The organism is Pseudoduganella sp. GW821-FHT05F09 (assembly GCF_059419605.1).
This window is the reverse complement of the sequence record NZ_JBWKSD010000009.1, coordinates 300,382-320,179: the sequence shown is the minus strand read 5'-3', so window position 1 is coordinate 320,179 and position 19,798 is coordinate 300,382. Positions and strand designations below refer to the sequence as shown.

Genomic DNA, 19,798 nt, shown 5'->3' with positions numbered 1-19,798 from the left:
GAATATCGTGTCGATTTCTTGTTCATGGCTCCATTCTCTCAAAGATTGGAGCCTCCCAGATTTCCGGGCCGGTTCAGTGCTGCTGCTCGGCGTGTCGTCCAATGCACTTCAAAAACACCCTCAGAGTTAATTTTGAGCAGGCTTACCGGAAGGTCCATGCCTGGGGTGATCAGGATTCCGGAGCGCAAACTGGCTGCCGAGGACCCGATGAATCGTCGCGATGCAATGCGTGAGTCGCTTGCCGATGAGGCGGAAAGGGCGGACGCATTGATGGTCAAGCCGGCCGGGGCTTTCAGATTAGCCGGGTGCGCAACCAGGCCAGGGCGGGATCGCTGTCGCTGCGGCTGTGCCAGATGGCTTGCATTTGCCGGCTGCGGACGGGGTAGGGCAGCGGGGCGGAGGGCAGGCCTTCGCGCTCGGCGAACATCCGGCTGAGGGACGAGGGCAGTACGGCCAGCATGTCGCTGGAGCGCAGCAGGGAGGGCACGGCCAGCGAATGCGGCACCAGCATGCGCAGCCGCGCCGTTTCGGGCAGCGCGGCGCGGTCGAACATGTCCGATTCGCGCGCCAGGCCGCGCTCGGACAGGAAGCCGTCCACCGCGCCTTCTTCGGCGCCGCCCAGCGAGACGGCAATCAGCGGATAGCTCGCCAGGTCTTCGGCCGTGACGGCGTGGCCTGCCAGCGGGTGGCCGGGGCGCATGGACAGGGTGTCGGTCTGGGTCCACAGCGGCATGGCGCCAAAGCGCGGCGGGATGTCGGCGAACACGCCTATGGCCACGTCGATGCGGCCCAGGTCGAGCTGGCCGGCCAGGTCGATGCGCGTGGATGGGCGGATGACCAGGTTGGCCAGCGGGGCCAGCTCCTGCAACTGCGCGCTCAAACGGTCCAGCAGCAGGAGGGTGACGTAGTCGGTGGCGGCAATGACGAAGTCGCGCTGCGCGGTGGCGGGAGCAAAGGGTTCGTTGCCCAGCGCGCCGCCGATCTGCTGCAGCGCATGGCGCAGCGGCGCGGCCATGGCCTGCGCGCGGGCGGTGGGCTGCATGCCGCCGGCGGTGCGCACAAACAGTTCGTCGCCCAGCGCTTCGCGCAGCCGCCCGAGCGCGTGGCTGATGGCGGAGTGGCTCAGGTTGAGCCGCCGCGAGGCGCGCTGCAGGTTGCGCTCTTCGTAGACGATGTTGAAGACGCGCAGCAGGTTCAGATCGATGCGATCGATATTCATGTTGGCACGGTACGTTGGCGTAGTGGCCATAGTACCGCACAGACTGCGGTCTGTACGAGCACCGAAAGGGCGAGGCCGGCCGCGTCGTACAGGAATTGTCCGCCCCCGCCGTCCCCCGCACCACCGCCGCCGACCAGGCTGCCGCCGGGGTAGCCGAGCATGCACAAGGTGATGCTGTAGCCCAGGCCTTGCGCCAGCGATTCCGGCCTGCCCGTCATCCATGCTCCGAGGGCGAGGGCGGGCGCATACAGCAGGTAGGGGGACACTGGCAGATGCGGGTAGCTGAGCTGCAGCGCAAGGCCTGCGGCGACGGCGAGCAGTGTGCCCCAGGTCATCTGCAAGGCCGCGCGCACCGGCTGCGCGGCCAGCGCCACCAGCGCGCAGTTGACCGTGGCGTTCAGCGTTGCCATCGGTCCGCCGCGCCAGGAGGTGGCCAGCCAGAGCGTGCCCATGGCCGCCATCGCGATGGCGGGATGCAGGCCGGCCAGGGAGGCGCGGGCTGCGTGTGCGGGCAGCGCAGGGGCGGCGGGCTGCGGGGCCGGCTGAGTGCCTTTGCCGGGCCAGCGGCTGCTGGCGAAGGCCACCGCGCTTGCGCAGACGATGCCCAGCGCTACCTCGGCCAAGCGGCTGGCGGCGCTGGCGCCGATGCGGCCTGCGTCCAGCGCCATGGGAATGACGATCAAGATCGGCGTATAGCCCGTCAGCAGGAAGGAATAGGCTGTCAGCTGGCTGTGGAAGGCGGCGACTGCGGTGAGCAGGGCCACCCAGACGCCGGCCGCAGCCAGGAAGTACGCCGGTGATTGCGAAAACAGCGCGGCCATCGCCCATGCCGCGAGCGCGCCGCCAATGGTGCCCAGCATGCGATGATAGCCCTTGGCGAAGACCTGCCGCGCCTGCGGCTGCATCACGATGAACACGCACACCATGGCGATCTGCGGCGCGGGGAGCCCCAGCCGCACGGCGATGGCCATGGCCAGGAAGGCGGTGGAGACGGTGTTGAAGATATGGCGCAGCATGGCTATTTCCCCGGCGGTCTGACAATGCGGCAGCATGCCACGCGCCCTCGCGGGCCGGAAGCGACCATTGTTCAAGAAGGTTATGCACGGAATTCACAATGCGCTTGACCTGCTGTCATGTGTAAGATATTGTTGACACGTGAGCGCAAAAAAACAATCCCTGAATGGCGACCAACTGCTGGCGGTGCTGGCAGCGCTGGCCAATCCGCACCGGCTGCGCATTATTGCGGCGCTGGTGAGCGGCGGGCGCAATTACGTGAGCCAGCTGGCGCGCGAGCTGGGCATCAGCCGTCCCTTGCTGCATCTGCACTTGCAGAAGCTGGAGGACGCGGGCCTGGTCGTCAGCCAGATGGAGTTGTCGCACGACGGCAAGGCCCTCAACTATTTTGAGCCCAGCAGCTTTTTAATCGAACTCTCGCCCGCCTCCATCGCGGAGATGGCGAAGACGCTACAAGTCCCCAACGAACAGTAGAGGTGGTTATGTCTGAAAGCATATATCTGTTGACAATCTGCCTGCCGCTAGGCGCGGCCGTGCTGATCTTCGGCATGAAGTACTTCTCGGCGGCTCTCGCCGCCCGCGCCCGCGCCGACAGCGACGCGGCCTACAGCGCGCTGGCGGAAAAGGCGGTGCAGGCGCAGGCTGCGCACCAGGCCACGCTGGCCGCCATGCAGGCGGAGCTGGCCAAGCTGTCCGGCAGCGTGGCCTCGGTCGAAAAAATCCTCAAGCAAGTCGAATAATCCGCAGTCTCTCACCGGGAGCAAGCATGGATGGCAGCAGTCTGATTCAACCGCCGCGCGCAGCGCTGCAAACCTATGCACGGCTGGGCGGCGTGCTGTACCTGATTATTATCGTCATCGGCCTGCTGGGCGAGGCGCTGATACGCGGCACGCTGGTGGTGGGCGGCGATCCCGCCGCCACCGTGCGCCGCATCCAGGAGTCGGAGTGGCTGTGGCGCCTGGGCGTGGCGGGACAGATGCTGCTGCTGGTGTGCGCGGTGGCGCTGACGTGGATTTTTTACGTGCTGCTGCGGCCCGTGAGCAAGAATCTGAGCCTGCTCGCGGTGCTGTTTGCGATCACCTCGCTGGCGGTGGAAAGCGTGAGCGCGCTGCAGCTGCAGTCCATGCTCGACACGCTGGCCATGGCCAAGTACCTGAAGCCGGACGACCTGCCGCAGCTGCACGTCATGGCCTACCTGACGGTGCTGTCGCACGCGCAGGCGTTTGGCCTGGCGCTGATTTTCTTCGGCGTTGAAATCCTGATCGTCGGCTACCTGATCTGGAAGTCCGGCTATATCCCCAAAGCTATCGGCGTGCTGATGCAGCTGGCGGGGGTGTGCTACCTGGTCAACAGTTTCAGCATGGTGCTCAGCCCCGCGCTGGCCAGCATGCTGTTCCCCGCCATACTGCTGCCCGCGCTGGTCGGCGAGAGCGCGTTTTGCCTGTGGCTGTTGATCAAAGGCGCCGGGCAGCCGGCGCAGCGCTGAGCGCTCAGGCGGCGCGCCTGCGGTCGAAGTGTGCTTCGATCGCTTCCAGCGTTTTGCCTTTGGTTTCCGGCAGCAGGAAGGCGGCGGTGAGGAAGTACAGCACCGCACAGCCGGCGCCGTAGAAGAACATGGTGGCGTAGCCGTGCTGGCCCACGGTCGGCAGGAACACGGCCGCTATCACCGTCGACACAAACTGGTTGATCAGCAGGGCGATGCTCATGCCGTTCGAGCGTATGCGCGTGGGCATCAGCTCGGACAGCGCCAGCCACACGCACACGCCCGGGCCGACGGCGAAGCTGGCCACGAACAGGAAGATGGCCAGCGCCACCTGCCAGCCGTGGGCGGCGGGCGGCACTTGCGCCAGATAGGCCTTTTCTATGCGCAGCGGCGCGTTGACGGCATCGGCCGGATCGGCGAAGGGATTCAAGTGCAGGCGGCGGAAGAAGGCGCCGATCACGCTGTCCGGCTGCACGGTATCCTCGCGGCTCATACGTAGCTCGGGCAGCGCGGCGTCGTCGCTGCGGCGGGTCTGCACATTGGTGAAGGGCCCGTAGGCGTAGGCCACCACCAGTTGCTCCGGTGGACACAGGCGAGCTGAGCCGCATTCGGGGTCTGACCCCGAATGCGGCTCAGCTTGGCTGGAGGTGGAGAGGGTGTGCAGGGTGGCGCTGTCGAGGCGCAGGGCGAGCGTGTTGGACTGGATGCGGGCTTCCACTGCGGGGCGCACGTCGCGCTGGCCGGCTTCGGCGCTGCGGAACAGCAGGCCGGCTGCCAGCAGGGCGACGACGATGCCGCCGCTGCCCAGCATGAGCAGGAATTTGCGGCCCTTGCGGTCGACCAGCACCACGGCCACCACCGTCATCACCGCGTTCACTACTTTCAAACCCACGTCGGCCATGTTGGCGGTGGCGCCGGGCAGGCCGGCCTGGTTCAGTATGTTGACCACGTAGGCCAGGATGGAGTTGATGCCGGTCGCCTGCGTGAGCGCAAGCACCAGGCAGGCCAGCAGGAAGGGCAGCATGTAGCGGCGGCTGAGCAGGGGATCTGCAGCGGCGCGGGCGGCGGTGGAGGGCGCGGCGGCGGGGCCGCCTGGGCCCGCAGCGCTGGCCGATTGCGCCTGCAGGATGTCCTGCAGTTCGGCCTGCGCTTCGGCGGCGGGACGGGTGCGCAGCAGGGAGGCGAGGGCGGCTTCGGCGCGGCCGCGGCGGGCCAGCCAGCGCGGCGATTCGGCCAGCAGCAGCGCGCCGGCGGTGAACACCAGGCCGGGCGTGAGACACATCCAGAAGATGCTGCGCCAGGCGTGGTCCTTGGCGGCGAACACGGTGGCGGCGCGCTCGGCTTCGGGCAGCGCTTGCGCGGCGGCGGTGACGCCGTCCACCGCGTGCGCCTGCGCCAGGCCGATCACGGCGGCGGCCACCAGGCCTATGGTCAGCAGCAGCTGGAACAGGGCCGCGCCGCGTCCGCGCTGCGAGGCGTGCAGGCATTCGGCCAGATACAGCGGCACCACCACGCCGATCAAGCCGCCGCTCACGCCTTGCAGCAGGCGCCCGAGCAGCAGCGGCGTGTAGCCGTCGGCCAGCGCGATCAGCGGGATGCTGAGCGTGAACAGCACGCCGGACAAGGCCATGGCCCAGCGCCGCCCTATCAGGTCCGCCAGCGCGCCGGCGAACAGCGAGGACAGCACGGAGCCCAGCAGCACCGCCGCCACGATAAAGCTGAGCTGCTGCGCGCTGAGCTTCCACGCCAGCGAGGCGGTCGATTCCAGATAGGGCAGCGCGCCGGCGATGATGCCGACGTCGATCCCGTACAGCAGGCCTCCCATGCCGGCAATGAACAGCATGAAGCGCTTGGCGCGGACGGGGGACGGCTTCGGGCTGGCGGACATGCTGGACATGGTGGCTCCGTGTTCTAGTTGGAAGTAAGGTCGATGGCTTCGCCTTCGACGTAGACGGCGACCGGCTGCAGTTCGGCGTTGAGCACCACCATGTCGGCCCACGCGCCGGGCGCCAGGCGTCCGCGTTCGGATTCGCCGAGGTAGTCGGCCGGGTAAAGCGACAGGCGGTTGGAGGCGTCGGCCAGGTCCAGGCCCAGGCCGACGAAGTTGCGCAGCGCCTGGTCCATGGTCAGCACGCTGCCGGCCAGCGAGCCGGTGGCCAGGCGCACGCAGCCCATGCATTTGAATACGCGCTGCGTGCCGAGCGCGTATTCGCCGTCCGGCATGCCGGTGGCGCTGGTGGCGTCGGTCACGCCATACAGGCGCGGTATGCAGCGCAGCGCGCTTTGCATGGCGCCCGGGGTGACATGCATCAGGTCCGGTATCACTTCGGCGTATTCGGCGTGCGCCAGCGCGGCGCCCACCATGCCGGGGTTGTAGTGGTCCATGCCGGTCATGCCGTTGAACAGGTGCGTAAAGCCCGCCACGCCCGCTTCCAGCGCGGCCACGCCGTCCTCGTAGCTGCCGGCGCTGTGGCCGATCTGCACGCGGATGCCCATGGCTTTCAGCTGCGGGATCAATGCGAGATGGCCGTCCACTTCCGGCGCCAGCGTGAGCACGCGGATGGGCGCGACGGCGTGCAGGCTTTGCACCAGTTCCAGGCTGGCCGTCATCACGTCCGGCGGCTGCGCGCCCAGGCGCTGCAGATTGAGGAAAGGGCCTTCGAGATGCACGCCCAGCATGCGGGCGCCGCCCGCAGGGCGCTCGGCGATCACGCCGGCCAGGCCGGCCAGGGCGCGCCGTATCGACGGTTCCTTGGCGGTGAGGGTGGTGCCCAGCAGCGAGGTGGTGCCGTGGCGGGCGTGCGTGCGCGCCACGGTGGCGCCGGCGTCGCCGCCCTGCATGATGTCGACGCCGGCGGCGCCGTGCACGTGCAGGTCCACGAAGCCGGGTAGTATCGTCAGGCCGCTGTGGCTTGCGGCAGGATCTTCCTGTATCTGCTGGATGCGCTGGCCGTAGCCTATGCTGCCTGTGATCCAACCGGTGGGAGTAAGTATTCTGCCGTGTAGCACGCTCTATTCCGCTATGAGTAATTCGACGCCCAGCTCGCGCAGCCCCTGGCTGTATTCCGGGCTGATGCTGGCGTCGGTGATGACGGTGTGGACGCGGTTCAGCTGCACGATGCGGTGCAGGCTGACGCGCCCAAACTTGGAGGCGTCCGTGAGGACGATGATTTTTTTCGCGCGCTCCACCATTTTCTGGTTCAGGCTCGCTTCCGCTTCGTGGTGGGTGGTCACGCCGAACTGCAGGTCGAAGCCGTCCACGCCGAGGAAGAGCTTGTCGAAGCTGTAGGCCTGCAGGCAGGCTTCGGCCTGCGCGCCCTGGATGGACAGCGACTGCTTGCGCAGCAGGCCGCCGGTCATGATCAGGTCCACGCCCGGCGCGTCGGCCAGTTCCCAGGCGATGTTCAGGCCATTCGTCAGCACCGTCACGTCCTGCGCCTCGCGCAGATGGCGCGCAAGCGAAATGGTGGTGGTGCCGGAGTCGATGATGATGTTCTCGCCCGGCTGCACCAGCGTGGCGGCCAGCGCGCCGATGCGGTCCTTCTGCTGCTGGTTCAGCGCATCTTTCTGGTGGATGGTCTGCTCGGTCACCGGCGTGCGGGTGAGGATGGCGCCGCCGTGGCTGCGCGTGGCCACGCCCTGGTTTTCGAGCGCCGTCAGGTCGCTGCGGATGGTGACGGCCGATACGCCGAACTGCTCCACCAGCGGCGTCACCTGGACGGAGCCTTGTTGGGTCAGCATTTGCAGGATGGATGCGCGGCGTTGGCTGGTATTTCGCATGATGGCGTTGGGTCGACTTTGAAAAACGTCGAGCTTAACAGATCGATGCGGCGGTGGTGGAGGCAGCGGCGGCCGGGGCGTCCGCTGCGTCGGCCTCATTGCGGTTGCAGGCGCGCGCGTATTGCGCCAGCAGGCGGCCGATCTTGTGCTGCACCAGCGCGCCGGCGCTGGTGGCCAGCTGCCCTTGCAGCACTTCCAAGTACTGCTCCGGCAGGTGCTGGCTGAGCAGCGACAGCGGAATTGCGCGCGCGTCCAGGTTGGCGAACAGCGTTGCGGCGGCGGCCACCACCGGCGCTTCGCCCCAGTAGTAGCGGCAACGGTCGCTCAGGCCGTAGCGGCGCAGCAGGCGCTGCTCGGCGCTGCTGCCCGGGTAGTGCTTGGCCCAGTGGCGCGGCTGCGCCAGCATCACCTCGTCCAGCACCTGCATCAGGCGCGAGCACTGCCCTGCGGGCACCAGTTCTTCCTCGATGCGGCACAGCGACAGCATGGCTTCGCGCAGCGCGAAGGTGGCGGCCGGGCCGACCTTGAGGATGGCGAAGTGGTCGCGCACCATGCCGTGCAGCGCGCTTTCGCGCTGGTAGTCGGTGGAGTGGGCTTCGAACACCAGGCCGGGCTGGCCGGCCACAAAGGCGGACAGCTCGGCGGCCTGCGCGGCGTCGTAGTGCTGGATATGGCTATGGTCGAAGTCCACGCCGGGCTGCACCACCATGGCCACCACGCGGCGCCAGGCGGCGTTCAGGCCGGCGTCCAGGAAGGCTTTGCGGTGCACTTCCAGCGTGCGCGCCGCAGCAGCGGGCGAGGTGACGGCGCCGGCCTTGGCGAGTTCCGCTTCGCCGCCGGGAATCGGTACTTCGGTGCCGATCACATACACCGGCGGCGGCAGGCCCGCCTGTTCGGCCGCCGCTTCGGCCACCAGGGCCAGGCGCACCGAGCGCGCGGCGATGGTTTCGTCGCTGAGCACCGCCGGGTCGTCGGCGCAGCGCATGCTGCAATCGAGGTGGATCTTGTGGAAGCCTGCCGCCGCGTAGGCGGCGATCAGCGTGTCCGCGTTCCGCATAGCGGTGTTTGCGTCCAGGTGCTGCCAGGCGTTGGGGCCGAGATGGTCGCCGCCCAGCACCAGCATCTCCAGCGGGAAGCCTTCTTCGCGCGCCATCTCCATCACGTAGCCATGGAAAACGGCGGGCGTCATTCCGGTGTAGCCGCCGAACTGGTCCACCTGGTTGGAGGTCGCTTCCACCAGCAGCATCGTGCCGTAGGAAGACGCCACCTTCATCGCCGCGCGCAGCACCAGCGGGTGGCTGCAGCACACGCTGTACAGCCCAGCGGCCTCGCCGCGCCGGTGGGCGGCCACAACGTTCTGGATGGGGGATGCAATCATGGTCATGGTACTCACGCAGTCCTTGGTTGGTCGAACATTTGCCTGGCCAGCAGGGCCGCGCCGCGCGCGCCGCCGGCGTCGCCGAAGCGGGGCGGCAGGATGGGCGGCGCCTGCACGCCGTTGAACAGGTGGCGGCGCATGGCGCCCGGCAGGCGGTCGTACAGGTGGGCCAGCTGCGAGAGGCCGCCGCCCAGCACGATGGCGTGCGGGTCCAGCGTAATCACCAGCGTGGCGAGCGCGTGGCCCAGCAGGTCGAGATGCACGGCCAGGGTTTGCTCGGCGGTCTTGTCGCCGGCCTGGGCGCGCGCGGCGATGGCGAGCGGCGCATCTCCTGCGCCGCCGAAGTGCGCGTGCAGCTTGCTCATGCCGGGGCCGGACACGTAGCGCTCCGCGCAGCCGCTGCGGCCGCAAGGGCAGTCGAGTATGGGGATGGCGTGCTGGATCAGCAGCGCTGCGGGCACGGGCCAGTGGCCCCATTCGCCGGCGATGCCGTTCAGCCCGCGCAGCAGGCGGCCCTCCACGCAGTAGCCGCCGCCCGCGCCGGTGCCGATGATGGCGCCGAACATGCTGGGCAGGCCTTGCGCCGCGCCGCCCTGCGCTTCGGACAAAGCGAAGCACTGGCAGTCGTTGCCGATGGCGATGGGGCGCTGCAAGGCCTCCTGCAGCGCGGACACCACCAGGCGTCCGTTCAGCGCAGGCACGTTGGAGCTGAGCTGGCGGCCGGTGGCGTTGTCGATAATGCCGGGCAGGCCCAGGCCCGCCGGCGCGCGCTGGCCCAGTGCCGCGTCGCCGCGCTCCACCAGCGCCACCACGGCCTGCACGAAGGCGTCGAAGTCGGTGCCGGGCGTGGCGATGCGTTCGCGGTGGACTTCGGCCAGGCCGCCGCCGTCGTCGGTGTAGGCCACCAGCTCGATCTTGCTGCCGCCTATGTCTATGCCGTGGTAGCCCATGCGGTCCCCGGGTTCAGAATTGGTCATGGCGGTAAATGGTAACGCCCTGCACAACGCGGTTGACCGTGCCGCCGGTGAACGGATTGTCCGGCCGCAGCTGCAGCAGCGCGGACTGGTGCAGCGCGTACTGCTGCGCCATCAGCAGCCACAGGGGCGCCAGCCAGGCATCGGTCATGGGCGCGGCGGAGGACTGCTGCGTGGGCAGGGCGATATCGGTGGCTTCGTCCCCATCCGCGCTGAAGCCCACGGTCAGGCAGCGGCCCGCCACCTGGTCGCGGCGTAATTCAAGCAGCAGGTCGTGTTCGTATTTGCGCGCCAGGGGCTTGGCGCTGCGGAACAGCACCACCAGCGTCTCAGCGTCCAGCATGGCTTTCGGGCCGTGGCGGAAGCCGAGCGGGCTGTTGGCGACAGCCAGCACGCGGCCGCCGGTCAGTTCCAATATCTTCAGCGCCGCTTCCTTCGCCAGCGCCTCCAGCGGGCCGCTGCCCAGGTAGACCACGCGCGACACCGGCTGCGCACCCAGCGCGGCCACCGGCGCCGCCCATGCTTGCAGCGCCTGTTCTGCCAGCGCTGCCAATTGCTCCAGCCGCTCGAGCTGCGGCTCGCGGCCCAGCACGGACAAGGCGGCCAGCATCATGCAGGTGAAGCTGCTGGTCATGGCGAAGCCGCGGTCGCAGCTCGCGGCGGGCATCAGCAGATTGCAGGTGGCGGCGTCGTGCGCGCCTTGCCGCGCCAGCTCGCCGGCGGCGTTGCAGGTGATGTTGAGGAAGCGCGCGCCGGGCACCAGGCCGCGCAGCAGGCTCACGGCCGCCGTGCTTTCCGGGCTGTTGCCGCTGCGGGCGAAGGAGACCAGCAGCGTGGGCGCGTCCGCTTCCAGATACAGCTCGGGGTGGGTGAGCAGCGTGGTGGTGGCCACGGCGCGCACTTGCGCAGACCAGGCGGCGTTCAGTTCGTCCGCAATGATTTCTCCCGCATAGGCCGAGCTGCCCGCGCCGGTGAGGATCACGCGCTGGCGCGGATCGCTCAGGCAGGCGCCGAGGAAGGCCGCCACGCGCGCCTGCTCGGCAGCCAGGCCGGCGGCCAGTTCGCGCCACATGGCTGGCTGGTGGGCGATTTCTTCGGCGGTGTCGAGGCCGCCGATGTCACGCCAGTCTTGGCTGGCACGCTGGAGTAGGGTAGTCATCGAAAGTTTTTCAGGTTGAAGTCATGGAAATGGTAAGGTTTAATTTTCGTTCTGTCAAACTCGAAAGATAAAAAGAAAGTTGCGATAGCGCGATTTGACTTTATTTCGCCCCGTTCCGCAGTGCAATGTGGATCTTTTACTACAAAATCGAAAGTTTTAAACGCGTTAAATTCGTAATGTGAAAGATATTTTGACGAAAATTCTCATTTATTCTTTCTTTTTGTTGACCTTGCTTGTTTTTGTTCCTAGAGTGGCTTCACAAGAAACAGAAAAATCTTTCGATTAGCTGCATACAACAAAGTCACCAAGGGAGAGAACAGCATGCATCCGCAACGAGACATATTGCACCGTTTTAAGCTGAAGGATGGGGCCGCAGCGGTTTTGCTGGCGCTGGCCGTAGGCGGATCGGCGCCGGCCTGGGCTCAGTCCAACGCCACCACCACCATTTTCGGTGAAGTGAAATCTCCCGCCGGCGCCACGGTGGTGCTGGAAAACCTGGACACCGGCGTCAAGCGCACGCTGACGCCCGACGCGGCCGGCCGCTACGTGGCCAATTCCATGCCGCCGGGCCGCTACGCTGCGCGCGTGCTGCGCAGCGGCGCGGTGTCGGCGTCGCAGGAAGTGGAAGCGGTGATAGGCAGCGGCGCGGAAGCGAACTTCGGCGATGCGGACAACGCCGCCACCGTGGTGGTGCGCGCCAGCCGCAATCCCATCGACGTATCGAACACGAATAACGGCGTGGTCTTCACCGCGAAGGAGCTGAAGGCGCTGCCCGTGGCGAGCGACGTGGCCTCCGTGGTGCAGCTGACGCCGGGCGTATCGCGCGGCACCAACAGCCAGTACGGCAGCGCCCCGCAGATCGGCGGCGGCGGCCAGTCCGAGAACGCCTTCTATCTGAACGGCTTCCCGATCACGAACATCCTCACCCAGGTGGGCGCATCCGAACTGCCGTTCGGCGCCATATCGAATATGCAGGTGCTGTCCGGCGGCTACGGTTCGGAGTTCGGACGCTCCACCGGCGGCGTGGTGAATATCACCACCAAGAGCGGCGGCAACAAGTTTGAATTCGGCGGCAAGCTGGCCATCATACCGGGCCGCCTGAGGGGCAAGTCGGCCGACGGCTATTATCCGGACACCGCCCTGCACCCGGAAACCGACGGCAAGCTGCAGATCCGCAACGGCGACAACACCAGCACCAGCAAGGTGCTGGGTCTGTACGGCGGCGGCCCGCTGATCAGGAACACGCTGTTCGCCTTCGTGGGGCTGGAGCGCACCAAGAGCAATTCCGGTTCCGTCGCCGTCGCCACCGACGGCTCGGCGGAAGCGATGAAGAACGGCTGGAGCACCAGCGAATCGCAAGTGGACCGCTACCTGGCCAAGATCGATTACAACCTGACCGAGAACCATCACCTCGAGTTCACCAAGCTGTATGACCGCACCGTCAGCAGCAGCCGCGCCTACGGCTACAGCTATGCCACCATGGAGCATGACAATGTGCCCGGCAACGCGGGCGAATCCACGCGCAACTGCTGTGGCGCGGCCGCTGCGCCGGGCGCCAATATCAACATCTTCAAGTACACCGGCTACCTCACCGACAACCTGACCGTCACCGCGCTGTACGGCAAGTCGGGCAACAGCCATAGCCGCACGCCGGGCGGCTACGATCCCACGCTGCCGCAGATTTCCACCAGCGTCACGGTGCAGGTGCCGGGCCTGACCTACCCCACGCCGCAGCAAGTCAAAGGCAACCTGGTGGACCCTTCGTCGGGAGACAGCCAGACCGCCAAGCGCTTCGACGTGGAATACAAGCTGGGCAACCACTCGCTGCGCGGCGGCGTGGACCGCATCGACGTGGAATCCGTGGTCGGCTTCATGCTGGCCGGCGGCTACCGCTGGACCTACCGCAAAGCCAGCGATCCTAACCGTGCCATCAACGGCGCCACCGAAACCCCGGCGCAGGGCGGCGGCTACGGCCTGCAGGGCTACTACGTGAGCCGCGACTACTACAGCAACCTGGCGCGCCCCACCAGCGAGCAGTCGGCGCAATACATCCAGGACCACTACCAGGTGACCGACAGGGTGCTGCTGGACCTGGGCCTGCGCCGCGAGCAGTTCACCAACTACACCAGCACCGGCGACGCCTTCATCTCCCAGCGCAGCATGATCGCGCCGCGCCTGGGCGCGACCTGGGACTACCACGGCGACAGTTCGCTCAAGTTCTCGCTGAACGCGGGCCGCTACCACCTGCCGGTGCCGTCCAACCTGTCGTCGAACATGGCCGCGCCGTTCACCTCCACCAGCGAATTCTTCACCTACACCGGCGTGGAGCAGGCCACCGGCGCGCCCACCGGCCTGCACGCCATCGGCAAGCCGTACTCGGCCAACAACGCCTACGGCCAGAGCCGCGACGCGCGCGAAGTGACCGCCATCGGCCTCAAGCCGCTGTCGCAGGATGAAATCACCATGGGCTTCGAGCGCGCTTTCAGCCAGCAGTGGGTGGCCGGCGCCAGCGTGCAGTACCGCCGCCTGAACGACACCAACGACGACACCTGCGACCAGCGTCCTATCGACGCCTGGGCTGCGCGCAACAAGGTGGACACCTCGCACTGGGGCGGCTTCCAGTGCGCCATCATCAACCCCGGCCGCGACGGCAACCTGATGATCGACTTCGCCGACGGCAAAGGACTGCGCCGCGTGGACATTACGGCGGCCGAGTGGGGCAATCCGCGGCCGGACCGCACCTACCGCGCGCTGCACCTGTCGCTGCAGCATCCGCTCAGCAATGGCTGGTACGGCAAGGTAACCTACACGCTGTCCAAGCTGAAGGGCAATATGGAAGGCCAGACCGACACCAACGGCGGCGGCGACGTGGGCCTGACCGTCAGCGACGACCACAAGGAGCTGATGTACAACGCCTACGGCTACCTGCCGGGCGACCACCGCCACGCCATCAAGGCCTACGGCTTTGTGCAGGCCACGCCGGAGTTCAACGTGGGCGCCAATCTGTCGCTGCTGTCCGGCTCTCCGCGCAACTGCATCGGCGAGCTGCCTGCCGCGCTGCACTTCGGTAACGACTACGGCGCTGCCTACTTCTATTGCCAGGGCAAGCCAACGCCGCGCGGCAGCCAGGGCCGCATGCCGTGGCAGACCATGGTGGACCTGAACCTGGTCTACCTGCCGCGTTTCGCCAAGGGCCTGAGCCTGAAGGCGGACGTGTTCAATCTGTTTGACCGCCGCATCCCTACCCGTTATAACGAAACACGTGAAGACGGCGGCCAAATCTCCAGCAACTACCTGCAAGTCACCGCCCGGACCGCGCCGCGTTCGGTGCGGCTGACTGCGGAATACGCATTCTAAAAGGATCAGCATGAATCAAATGAAACGACGAGACTTCCTGACCGCCGGCGCAGCGCTGCTGGGCAGCGCGCTGCTGGCGCCAAGCGCCTTCGGCGCGAGCCGCGAACGCGTGCGCGTCGGCATGATAGGCACCGGCATGCGCGGCCAGGTGCTGCTGCAGGAACTGCTGCGCCGCGACGACGTGGAAGTGGCTGCGCTGTGCGACATCGAACCCATCATGCTGGGCAAGGCGCTGGCGCAGGTGGAGAAGTTCGGCAAGCCGCGTCCCGCCACCTTTGGCGAAGACGGCGACAAGCACGCCTACCGCCGCCTGCTGGACGGCGCCAAGGTCAAGGGCGGCAAGCTGGACGCCGTCATCATCGCCACGCCGTGGGAATGGCATGCGCAGATGTCCATCGAGGCCATGCAGGCCAAGGTGCCGGTGGGCTGCGAAGTGGTGGCCGGCGTAACGCTGCAAGACCATTGGGACGTGCTCAACGCGCAGCTCAAGTCCGGCACGCCGTATATGCTGCTGGAGAACGTGTGCTTCCGCCGCGACGTGATGGCGGTGCTGCAGATGGTGCGCTCCGGCCTGTTCGGCGAGCTGGTGCACCTGCAGGGCGGCTACCAGCACGACCTGCGCGCCGTGAAGTTCAACAACGGCGATCCGGCCAAGCCTTACGGCAGCGGCCTGGAATACGGCGCCAAGGGCTGGTCCGAAGCGCGCTGGCGCACGGAGCACTCGGTGCGCCGCAACGGCGAGCTGTATCCCAGCCACGGCATCGGCCCGTGCGCCATGTACACCAACATCAACCGGGGCAACCGCTTCACGCGCATCAACGCCTTCGCCACCAAGGCGCGCGGCCTGCACGACTACATCGCCAAGCAGCCGGGCGGCGCGCAGCATCCAAGCGCGAAGACCGAGTTCAAGCTGGGCGACGTGGTCACCACCACGCTGGCGTGCGAGAACGGCGAAACCATTTTGCTGCAGCACGACACCTCGCTGCCGCGCCCTTACTCGCTGGGCTTCCGCGTGCAGGGCACGGACGGGCTGTGGATGGACCTGAACCATTCCATCCATATCGAAGGCAAGAGCAAGCCGCACCAGTGGGAGGACTTCCAGGCCTACCAGGACAAGTACGACCATCCGCTGTGGCGCAAGTACGCCTCGCGCGCGGAAGGCGCGGGCCATGGCGGCATGGACTTCTTCGTGATCCATGCCTTCATCGAGGCGCTGAAGGCGGAGGCGCCGATGCCGATCGATATCTACGACGCGGTGACGTGGAGCGCCATCACGCCGCTGTCCGAGCAGTCCATCGCGCAGAATTTCCAGACGCTGGACTTCCCGGACTTCACCAACGGCCAGTGGCGCACGCGCAAGCCGATCTTCGCTCTTTGAGAGGGGCTGAATGAAGCAGCGCAGCTTGATGTTCTTATGCGGCGCGTGGCTGCTGCTGAATGGCTGCGGCGCGCACGGCGCCCCGGTGACGGTGGCGCTGGCGGGCAACGGCTTCATCACCCGCAGCGGCGCCGGCGCCGTCATCAACGAAGGCGGCCTGGCCAACTGGACCAGCGCGGCCACGGTGGCCAGCGTCTGGTTCCGCGTTGCCGGCGCAGGTCCGGTGACGGTGGCGATGGACGCCAGGCTGGCCGGCGGCGGAGGCAGCACGGTGCGCGCCACCGTCAACGGCAAGCCGTTCAATGTGAAGCTGGCCGGCGCCGCCGGCAAGACCTACGCGGTGGGCACGGTGGACGTGGCCGCGCCGGGCTATGTGCGGGTGGACCTGCAAGGCGTGAGCAAGGACGGCGGCAGCTACGGCGACGTGGCTGCGCTCAAGGTCGACAGCGCGGCGAAGGTGAGCTACGCGGACGACGCGGCCAACTATTACTGGTCGCGGCGCGGGCCGTCCGTGCATATGGGCTATACCGTGCCGGCCGGGACCGAGTATTTCTACAACGAGGTGACGGTGCCTGCGGGGCAGGACGCCATCGGCTCCTATTACATGGCGAACGGTTTTGGCCAGGGCTATTTCGGCATGCAGGTCAAGTCGAACACCGAGCGCTGGATGCTGTTCTCGGTGTGGAACGCGGACAATGGCGCGCTGACCAAGCTGGTAAGCAAGGGCGCAGGCGTGGTGGCCCAGGACTTTGGAGGCGAGGGCGAGGGCGGGCAGGCCTACCTGGCGTACAACTGGGTGGCGGGGAATACCTACAAGTTACTCACGCGCGCGCATCCGGACGGCGCGGGCGGGACGGATTATTCGGCCTGGTTCTTTGCGCCGGAGGCGGGCAGCTGGCGCTATATGGCGACGTGGAAGCGGCCGAATATCAGCACGTATCTGACCGGGGTGTATTCATTCCTGGAGAACTTCATCGACACCAGGGGCTACCTGGAGCGGCGGGTCCAGTTCGGGAACCAGTGGGCGCGCAATGCGTCCGGCGCCTGGACGGAGGTGACAGCCGGGCGCTTCACCGGAGACGCAACGGTGCGCGCAGGGCAGCGCATGGATTATGCGGGCGGGCTGGAGGACGGCCGGTTTTATCTGCGCAATGGGGGATTCTTCGGCGATTATGTGCCGGTGAACCAGGGCTTTACGCGGCCCGCCACAGGACAGGCGCCCGTTGTGGATGTGGGCGCGCTGCCGCATTGATTTGTGCCTTAACCCCCCAAACTGTCAGCGGAACGCGTAGCTCGCGTTGGCGTAGAAGCGCCGGCCGCGCGGGTCGGTGTAGCTCGGGTCGTAGCCGGAGATGAAGAAGTAGGCCTGGTTGGAATACGGCGGGCTCTTGTCGAACATATTCTGCACCCCCACGCGCAGCTTGAGCGACGACGTCGCCGCATAGGCCGCCGACATGTCCCACAGCGAATACGCCTTCACCTTGTTGGCCGCCACCACGCTGCCGTCGTCGATATTGATGGCCGAGTTCTGGTCATCATAACCGCTGTAGAAGGTGTTGGACAGGCTGGCCGACAGCGGCCCCTGGTCCCAGTCGAACGACACCGTGTGCCGCCAGCGCTGCACCACGCTGTCGGTCACGAACTTGTTCAGATTGCTCACATAGGCGTCGCCCGGGCTGTTCTGGATTTTGGACGTCAGCACATAGGTGCCGTTCAGGCGCCCGCCGAAGCGTCCCACCGCCGTGTTCACACCGCTCAGGTTGATGGCCAGATCCAGCCCCTTGGCCAGCTGCGCGCCGCGGTTCTCCTTGCGCAGTTCGATATAGTCGATCAGGCCGTCCTCGTCGCGGTGCACCAGCTTGCCGTACTTTTCCAGGTTGCCCAGGATGATGTCGTCGCCGATCTCGCTGATCAGGTCCGTGCGCTTGATGTTCCAGTAGTCCAGCGTCACATTCAGGTTGCGGCTGGGCGCGAAGGCCGCGCCCAGCGAGAGCTGGCGGCTGCGCTCGGGCTTCAGCTTGGTGTTGCTGTAGCGGCGCGTGTCCCAGTTGTCGGCGCAGTCGGAATAGTTGTTGTCCACCGTGGCGCAGTAGGCCGGATCGGGCAGGGTGGCGGTCTGGCTGTAGACGGTGGGACGGAACAGGTCCGTCATGGACGGCGCGCGGAAGCCGCGTCCGGCCGAGGCGCGCAGCAGCAGCGCGGACGTGGGGCGGTAGCTCACGCCGACCTTGGGACTGGCCGCGCCGCCCACCACCTGGTAATGGTCGTAGCGGCCGGACAGCTGGGCTTCCCACTGCTTGGCGAACGGCAGCAGCAGTTCGCCGTACACGCCGGCGATATTGCGCTTGTCGCTGGTGGGCTTGCCGCCTTCGGGCGCCGCGTCGTTGTTGATGTTGTCGCTCAGGAGCAGGGCCGAGGGCGTGAAGTCGGTGCGCTCGCGCCGCGCTTCGCCGCCGATGGCCAGCGCCAGGTCGCCGCCGGCCATGGGCATCAGCGCGCGCGAGAACTTGAAGTCCACCGAGTCCATGGTGCCGCGCGCATGGCGCACGTCGTCGTTCACCTGGATGCTGTTGAGCAGCGCCACGCCGGCCGGGCTGGATGGGCCGAAGGGGTTGATGCGGCCGTCCGCTATGCCTTCCAGCAGTTCGTTGTAGAGCACATAGCCGTGCGTGTCCTTGTCCTTCACGGTGTTCACGCTGTGGTTCAGCGCCACGTCGTAGTCCCAGCCGCCCAGCACGCCGGTGACGCCGGCCACGAAGCGCACGCCGTCGCTGGTCAGTTCGCTGGTGCGCTGGCCCGCCTCGTTCAGGCGCATGCGCAGTTCCAGCTCGCCAGGAATGTCGTCGTCCAGCTGGTCCAGGCCGGTGTTGGCCAGTTGCGGCACCTTGCGGTAATCGATATAGCCGGTCACGCGCGCGGACGAGCCCACGTAGTGCGTCTTGGCGCGGCTCAGCGAGGCTTCGGCGTAGAGCTGGTGGCCGCCGTCCAGGCGCAGCACGCCCCGGCTCAGCACACTGGCTTTTTCGGACTTGGGAAACAGCTCGGTGTCGCCCATGTAGTTGTAGGTGCAGGCGTCCACGCCGCCGGTGCCGGCCGGCAGGTAGACGTTGGCCGGCGGCGCGCAGCCCGGCACCGACAGGTTGATCTGGCGGTTGGTAATGGGCTTGCCGTTGATCTTGAAGCCGATGTCCTGCAAGTGGTCGCGCTGGGCGGAGGTCAGGCGGATATTGGCCGGGCTGGTGAAGCTGGACAGCAAGTGGCCCAGGCGCTGCTCGATCTGCAGTTCCGGTATAAAGCTGCGCTGCGAGGTGCTGAGCGCGCCGGTGCGCTGGTAGTCCAGCACCGCGAACACGTTGTAGCCGTCGCGCGTGATGTCGCCGGTGCCGGCGGCGATGCTGGCGGTGCGCTTGCCGGCGCCGCCTTCGCGCGTGCCGAGCACGTAGGCGTTCAGCTCCAGGCCCTGGAAGTCCTTGCGGGTGATGAAGTTGATCACGCCGCCGATGGCGTCGGTGCCGTACAGCGAGGAGGCGCCGTCGAGCAGCACTTCCACGCGCTGCAGGGCAGCGGCCGGAATGTTGTTCAGGTCCACGCCGCTGTCGTCGCCGGGGGAGGCGAAGTTGGCCATGCGGCGGCCGTTCAGCAGCACCAGCGTGGACGAGGTGCCGATGCCGCGCAGGTTGGCGCTGTTGAAGCCGCGCTGGTCGCCGCCCACGTTGATGCTGGCGCCGTCGGTCAGGCCGCCGCTGTTGGCGGCGATGCGCGTCATCAGCTCGGCGGCGGTGGTGACGCCGGCCTTTTCAATCTCGGCGCGCGTAATGATCTGCACCGGCAGCGAGGTTTCCGCCTCCACGCGCTTGATGGCCGAACCGGTGATCTCCACCGTGGCCATGGGCACCTGCTGCGCCAGCGCGGGCAAGGCGGCCGCCGAGGCGGCAATGGCCGCGCCGGCCAGCAAGGTGGTGCGGACCGCGCGGGCGGCTGTTTTCAGCTTGGTGTTCATCTGCTCTCCCCATGTATTTTTGCCATTGTTGGCTAGTTCTTCTTAATACACAAGTA

General features: G+C 67.0%; 15 protein-coding genes and 1 pseudogene. 7 read left to right on the top strand and 9 right to left on the bottom strand.

Annotated elements, in window-relative coordinates; genetic code table 11:
* Positions 1-24: 24 nt before the first annotated feature.
* Positions 25-282, top strand: a pseudogene (locus tag AC07S4_RS26320) (hypothetical protein); the annotation flags it as partial.
* 10 nt (positions 283-292) lie between these two features.
* Here the strand turns inward: AC07S4_RS26320 and AC07S4_RS26315 are convergent.
* Both AC07S4_RS26315 and AC07S4_RS26310 read right to left on the bottom strand, forming a co-directional pair.
* Entirely contained in the window at positions 293-1,219 is a 927-nt protein-coding gene (locus AC07S4_RS26315) for a LysR family transcriptional regulator (RefSeq protein ID WP_494989415.1), read from the bottom strand.
* The gene (locus tag AC07S4_RS26310) at positions 1,216-2,235 is read right to left on the bottom strand and encodes an FUSC family protein (protein ID WP_494989414.1); all 1,020 of its coding nucleotides are present in this window, start codon (positions 2,233-2,235) and stop codon (positions 1,216-1,218) included. The genes AC07S4_RS26315 and AC07S4_RS26310 overlap by 4 nt, the downstream gene beginning before the upstream one ends.
* 139 nt (positions 2,236-2,374) lie before the next feature.
* Between AC07S4_RS26310 and AC07S4_RS26305 the strand changes: the two genes are divergently transcribed.
* From AC07S4_RS26305 to AC07S4_RS26295, 3 genes are read left to right on the top strand one after another with little or no spacing between them, the layout of a single operon-like run.
* Positions 2,375-2,707, top strand: coding sequence for an ArsR/SmtB family transcription factor (locus AC07S4_RS26305; RefSeq protein ID WP_161074091.1), 333 nt, complete (start codon positions 2,375-2,377; stop codon positions 2,705-2,707).
* Positions 2,708-2,715: 8 nt separating this feature from the next.
* Complete coding sequence (locus AC07S4_RS26300) at positions 2,716-2,973, top strand: hypothetical protein (protein WP_494989413.1); 258 nt, start codon at positions 2,716-2,718, stop codon at positions 2,971-2,973.
* Between the two features lie 26 nt (positions 2,974-2,999).
* Complete coding sequence (locus AC07S4_RS26295; protein WP_494989412.1) at positions 3,000-3,719, top strand: DUF4386 domain-containing protein; 720 nt, start codon at positions 3,000-3,002, stop codon at positions 3,717-3,719.
* Positions 3,720-3,723: 4 nt separating this feature from the next.
* On the opposite strand, the gene AC07S4_RS26290 is transcribed toward AC07S4_RS26295, so the two are convergent.
* The 6 genes from AC07S4_RS26290 to AC07S4_RS26265 are packed head-to-tail and all read right to left on the bottom strand — an operon-like array spanning position 3,724 to position 11,007.
* Complete coding sequence (locus AC07S4_RS26290) at positions 3,724-5,613, bottom strand: MFS transporter (protein ID WP_494989411.1); 1,890 nt, start codon at positions 5,611-5,613, stop codon at positions 3,724-3,726.
* A gap of 14 nt (positions 5,614-5,627) precedes the next feature.
* Positions 5,628-6,725 (bottom strand): N-acetylglucosamine-6-phosphate deacetylase, encoded by a 1,098-nt coding sequence (locus AC07S4_RS26285; protein WP_494989410.1) that lies wholly within the window; start codon positions 6,723-6,725, stop codon positions 5,628-5,630.
* 3 nt (positions 6,726-6,728) lie between these two features.
* Positions 6,729-7,496, bottom strand: coding sequence for a DeoR family transcriptional regulator (locus AC07S4_RS26280; RefSeq protein ID WP_494989409.1), 768 nt, complete (start codon positions 7,494-7,496; stop codon positions 6,729-6,731).
* A gap of 34 nt (positions 7,497-7,530) precedes the next feature.
* Positions 7,531-8,880: a D-tagatose-bisphosphate aldolase, class II, non-catalytic subunit gene (locus tag AC07S4_RS26275; protein ID WP_494989408.1), complete on the bottom strand. Its 1,350-nt coding sequence runs from the start codon at positions 8,878-8,880 to the stop codon at positions 7,531-7,533.
* 5 nt (positions 8,881-8,885) lie between these two features.
* Positions 8,886-9,851: an ROK family protein gene (locus AC07S4_RS26270; protein ID WP_494989407.1), complete on the bottom strand. Its 966-nt coding sequence runs from the start codon at positions 9,849-9,851 to the stop codon at positions 8,886-8,888.
* The gene (locus AC07S4_RS26265; RefSeq protein WP_494989406.1) at positions 9,838-11,007 is read right to left on the bottom strand and encodes an SIS domain-containing protein; all 1,170 of its coding nucleotides are present in this window, start codon (positions 11,005-11,007) and stop codon (positions 9,838-9,840) included. The genes AC07S4_RS26270 and AC07S4_RS26265 overlap by 14 nt, the downstream gene beginning before the upstream one ends.
* A 342-nt stretch (positions 11,008-11,349) precedes the next feature.
* Between AC07S4_RS26265 and AC07S4_RS26260 the strand changes: the two genes are divergently transcribed.
* Genes AC07S4_RS26260 through AC07S4_RS26250 form a run of 3 tightly spaced genes read left to right on the top strand, consistent with a single transcriptional unit; the run spans position 11,350 to position 16,994 of the window.
* The gene (locus tag AC07S4_RS26260) at positions 11,350-14,364 is read left to right on the top strand and encodes a TonB-dependent receptor (protein WP_494989405.1); all 3,015 of its coding nucleotides are present in this window, start codon (positions 11,350-11,352) and stop codon (positions 14,362-14,364) included.
* A gap of 19 nt (positions 14,365-14,383) precedes the next feature.
* Entirely contained in the window at positions 14,384-15,742 is a 1,359-nt protein-coding gene (locus AC07S4_RS26255) for a Gfo/Idh/MocA family protein (protein WP_494989404.1), read from the top strand.
* A gap of 10 nt (positions 15,743-15,752) precedes the next feature.
* On the top strand, positions 15,753-16,994 hold the full coding sequence (locus AC07S4_RS26250) for a DUF3472 domain-containing protein (protein WP_494989403.1): 1,242 nt from the start codon (positions 15,753-15,755) through the stop codon (positions 16,992-16,994).
* A gap of 24 nt (positions 16,995-17,018) precedes the next feature.
* Here AC07S4_RS26250 and AC07S4_RS26245 read toward each other — a convergent pair whose 3' ends face one another.
* Positions 17,019-19,742 carry a TonB-dependent receptor gene (locus AC07S4_RS26245; RefSeq protein ID WP_494989402.1) on the bottom strand — a complete coding sequence of 908 codons (2,724 nt, stop codon included), beginning with the start codon at positions 19,740-19,742 and terminating at the stop codon, positions 17,019-17,021.
* Positions 19,743-19,798 lie beyond the last annotated feature (56 nt).

Excerpts from the sequence above, each read along its gene's own strand:
- AC07S4_RS26255 (WP_494989404.1), top strand. The coding sequence starts at position 14,384 with ATGAAACGACGAGACTTCCTGACCGCCGGCGCAGCGCTGCTGGGCAGC.
- AC07S4_RS26315 (WP_494989415.1), bottom strand. The coding sequence starts at position 1,219 with ATGAATATCGATCGCATCGATCTGAACCTGCTGCGCGTCTTCAACATC.
- AC07S4_RS26275 (WP_494989408.1), bottom strand. The coding sequence starts at position 8,880 with ATGACCATGATTGCATCCCCCATCCAGAACGTTGTGGCCGCCCACCGG.
- AC07S4_RS26300 (WP_494989413.1), top strand. The coding sequence starts at position 2,716 with ATGTCTGAAAGCATATATCTGTTGACAATCTGCCTGCCGCTAGGCGCG.
- AC07S4_RS26280 (WP_494989409.1), bottom strand. The coding sequence starts at position 7,496 with ATGCGAAATACCAGCCAACGCCGCGCATCCATCCTGCAAATGCTGACC.
- AC07S4_RS26290 (WP_494989411.1), bottom strand. The coding sequence starts at position 5,613 with ATGTCCAGCATGTCCGCCAGCCCGAAGCCGTCCCCCGTCCGCGCCAAG.
- AC07S4_RS26270 (WP_494989407.1), bottom strand. The coding sequence starts at position 9,851 with ATGACCAATTCTGAACCCGGGGACCGCATGGGCTACCACGGCATAGAC.
- AC07S4_RS26245 (WP_494989402.1), bottom strand. The coding sequence starts at position 19,742 with ATGAACACCAAGCTGAAAACAGCCGCCCGCGCGGTCCGCACCACCTTG.
- AC07S4_RS26265 (WP_494989406.1), bottom strand. The coding sequence starts at position 11,007 with ATGACTACCCTACTCCAGCGTGCCAGCCAAGACTGGCGTGACATCGGC.
- AC07S4_RS26295 (WP_494989412.1), top strand. The coding sequence starts at position 3,000 with ATGGATGGCAGCAGTCTGATTCAACCGCCGCGCGCAGCGCTGCAAACC.
- AC07S4_RS26250 (WP_494989403.1), top strand. The coding sequence starts at position 15,753 with ATGAAGCAGCGCAGCTTGATGTTCTTATGCGGCGCGTGGCTGCTGCTG.
- AC07S4_RS26310 (WP_494989414.1), bottom strand. The coding sequence starts at position 2,235 with ATGCTGCGCCATATCTTCAACACCGTCTCCACCGCCTTCCTGGCCATG.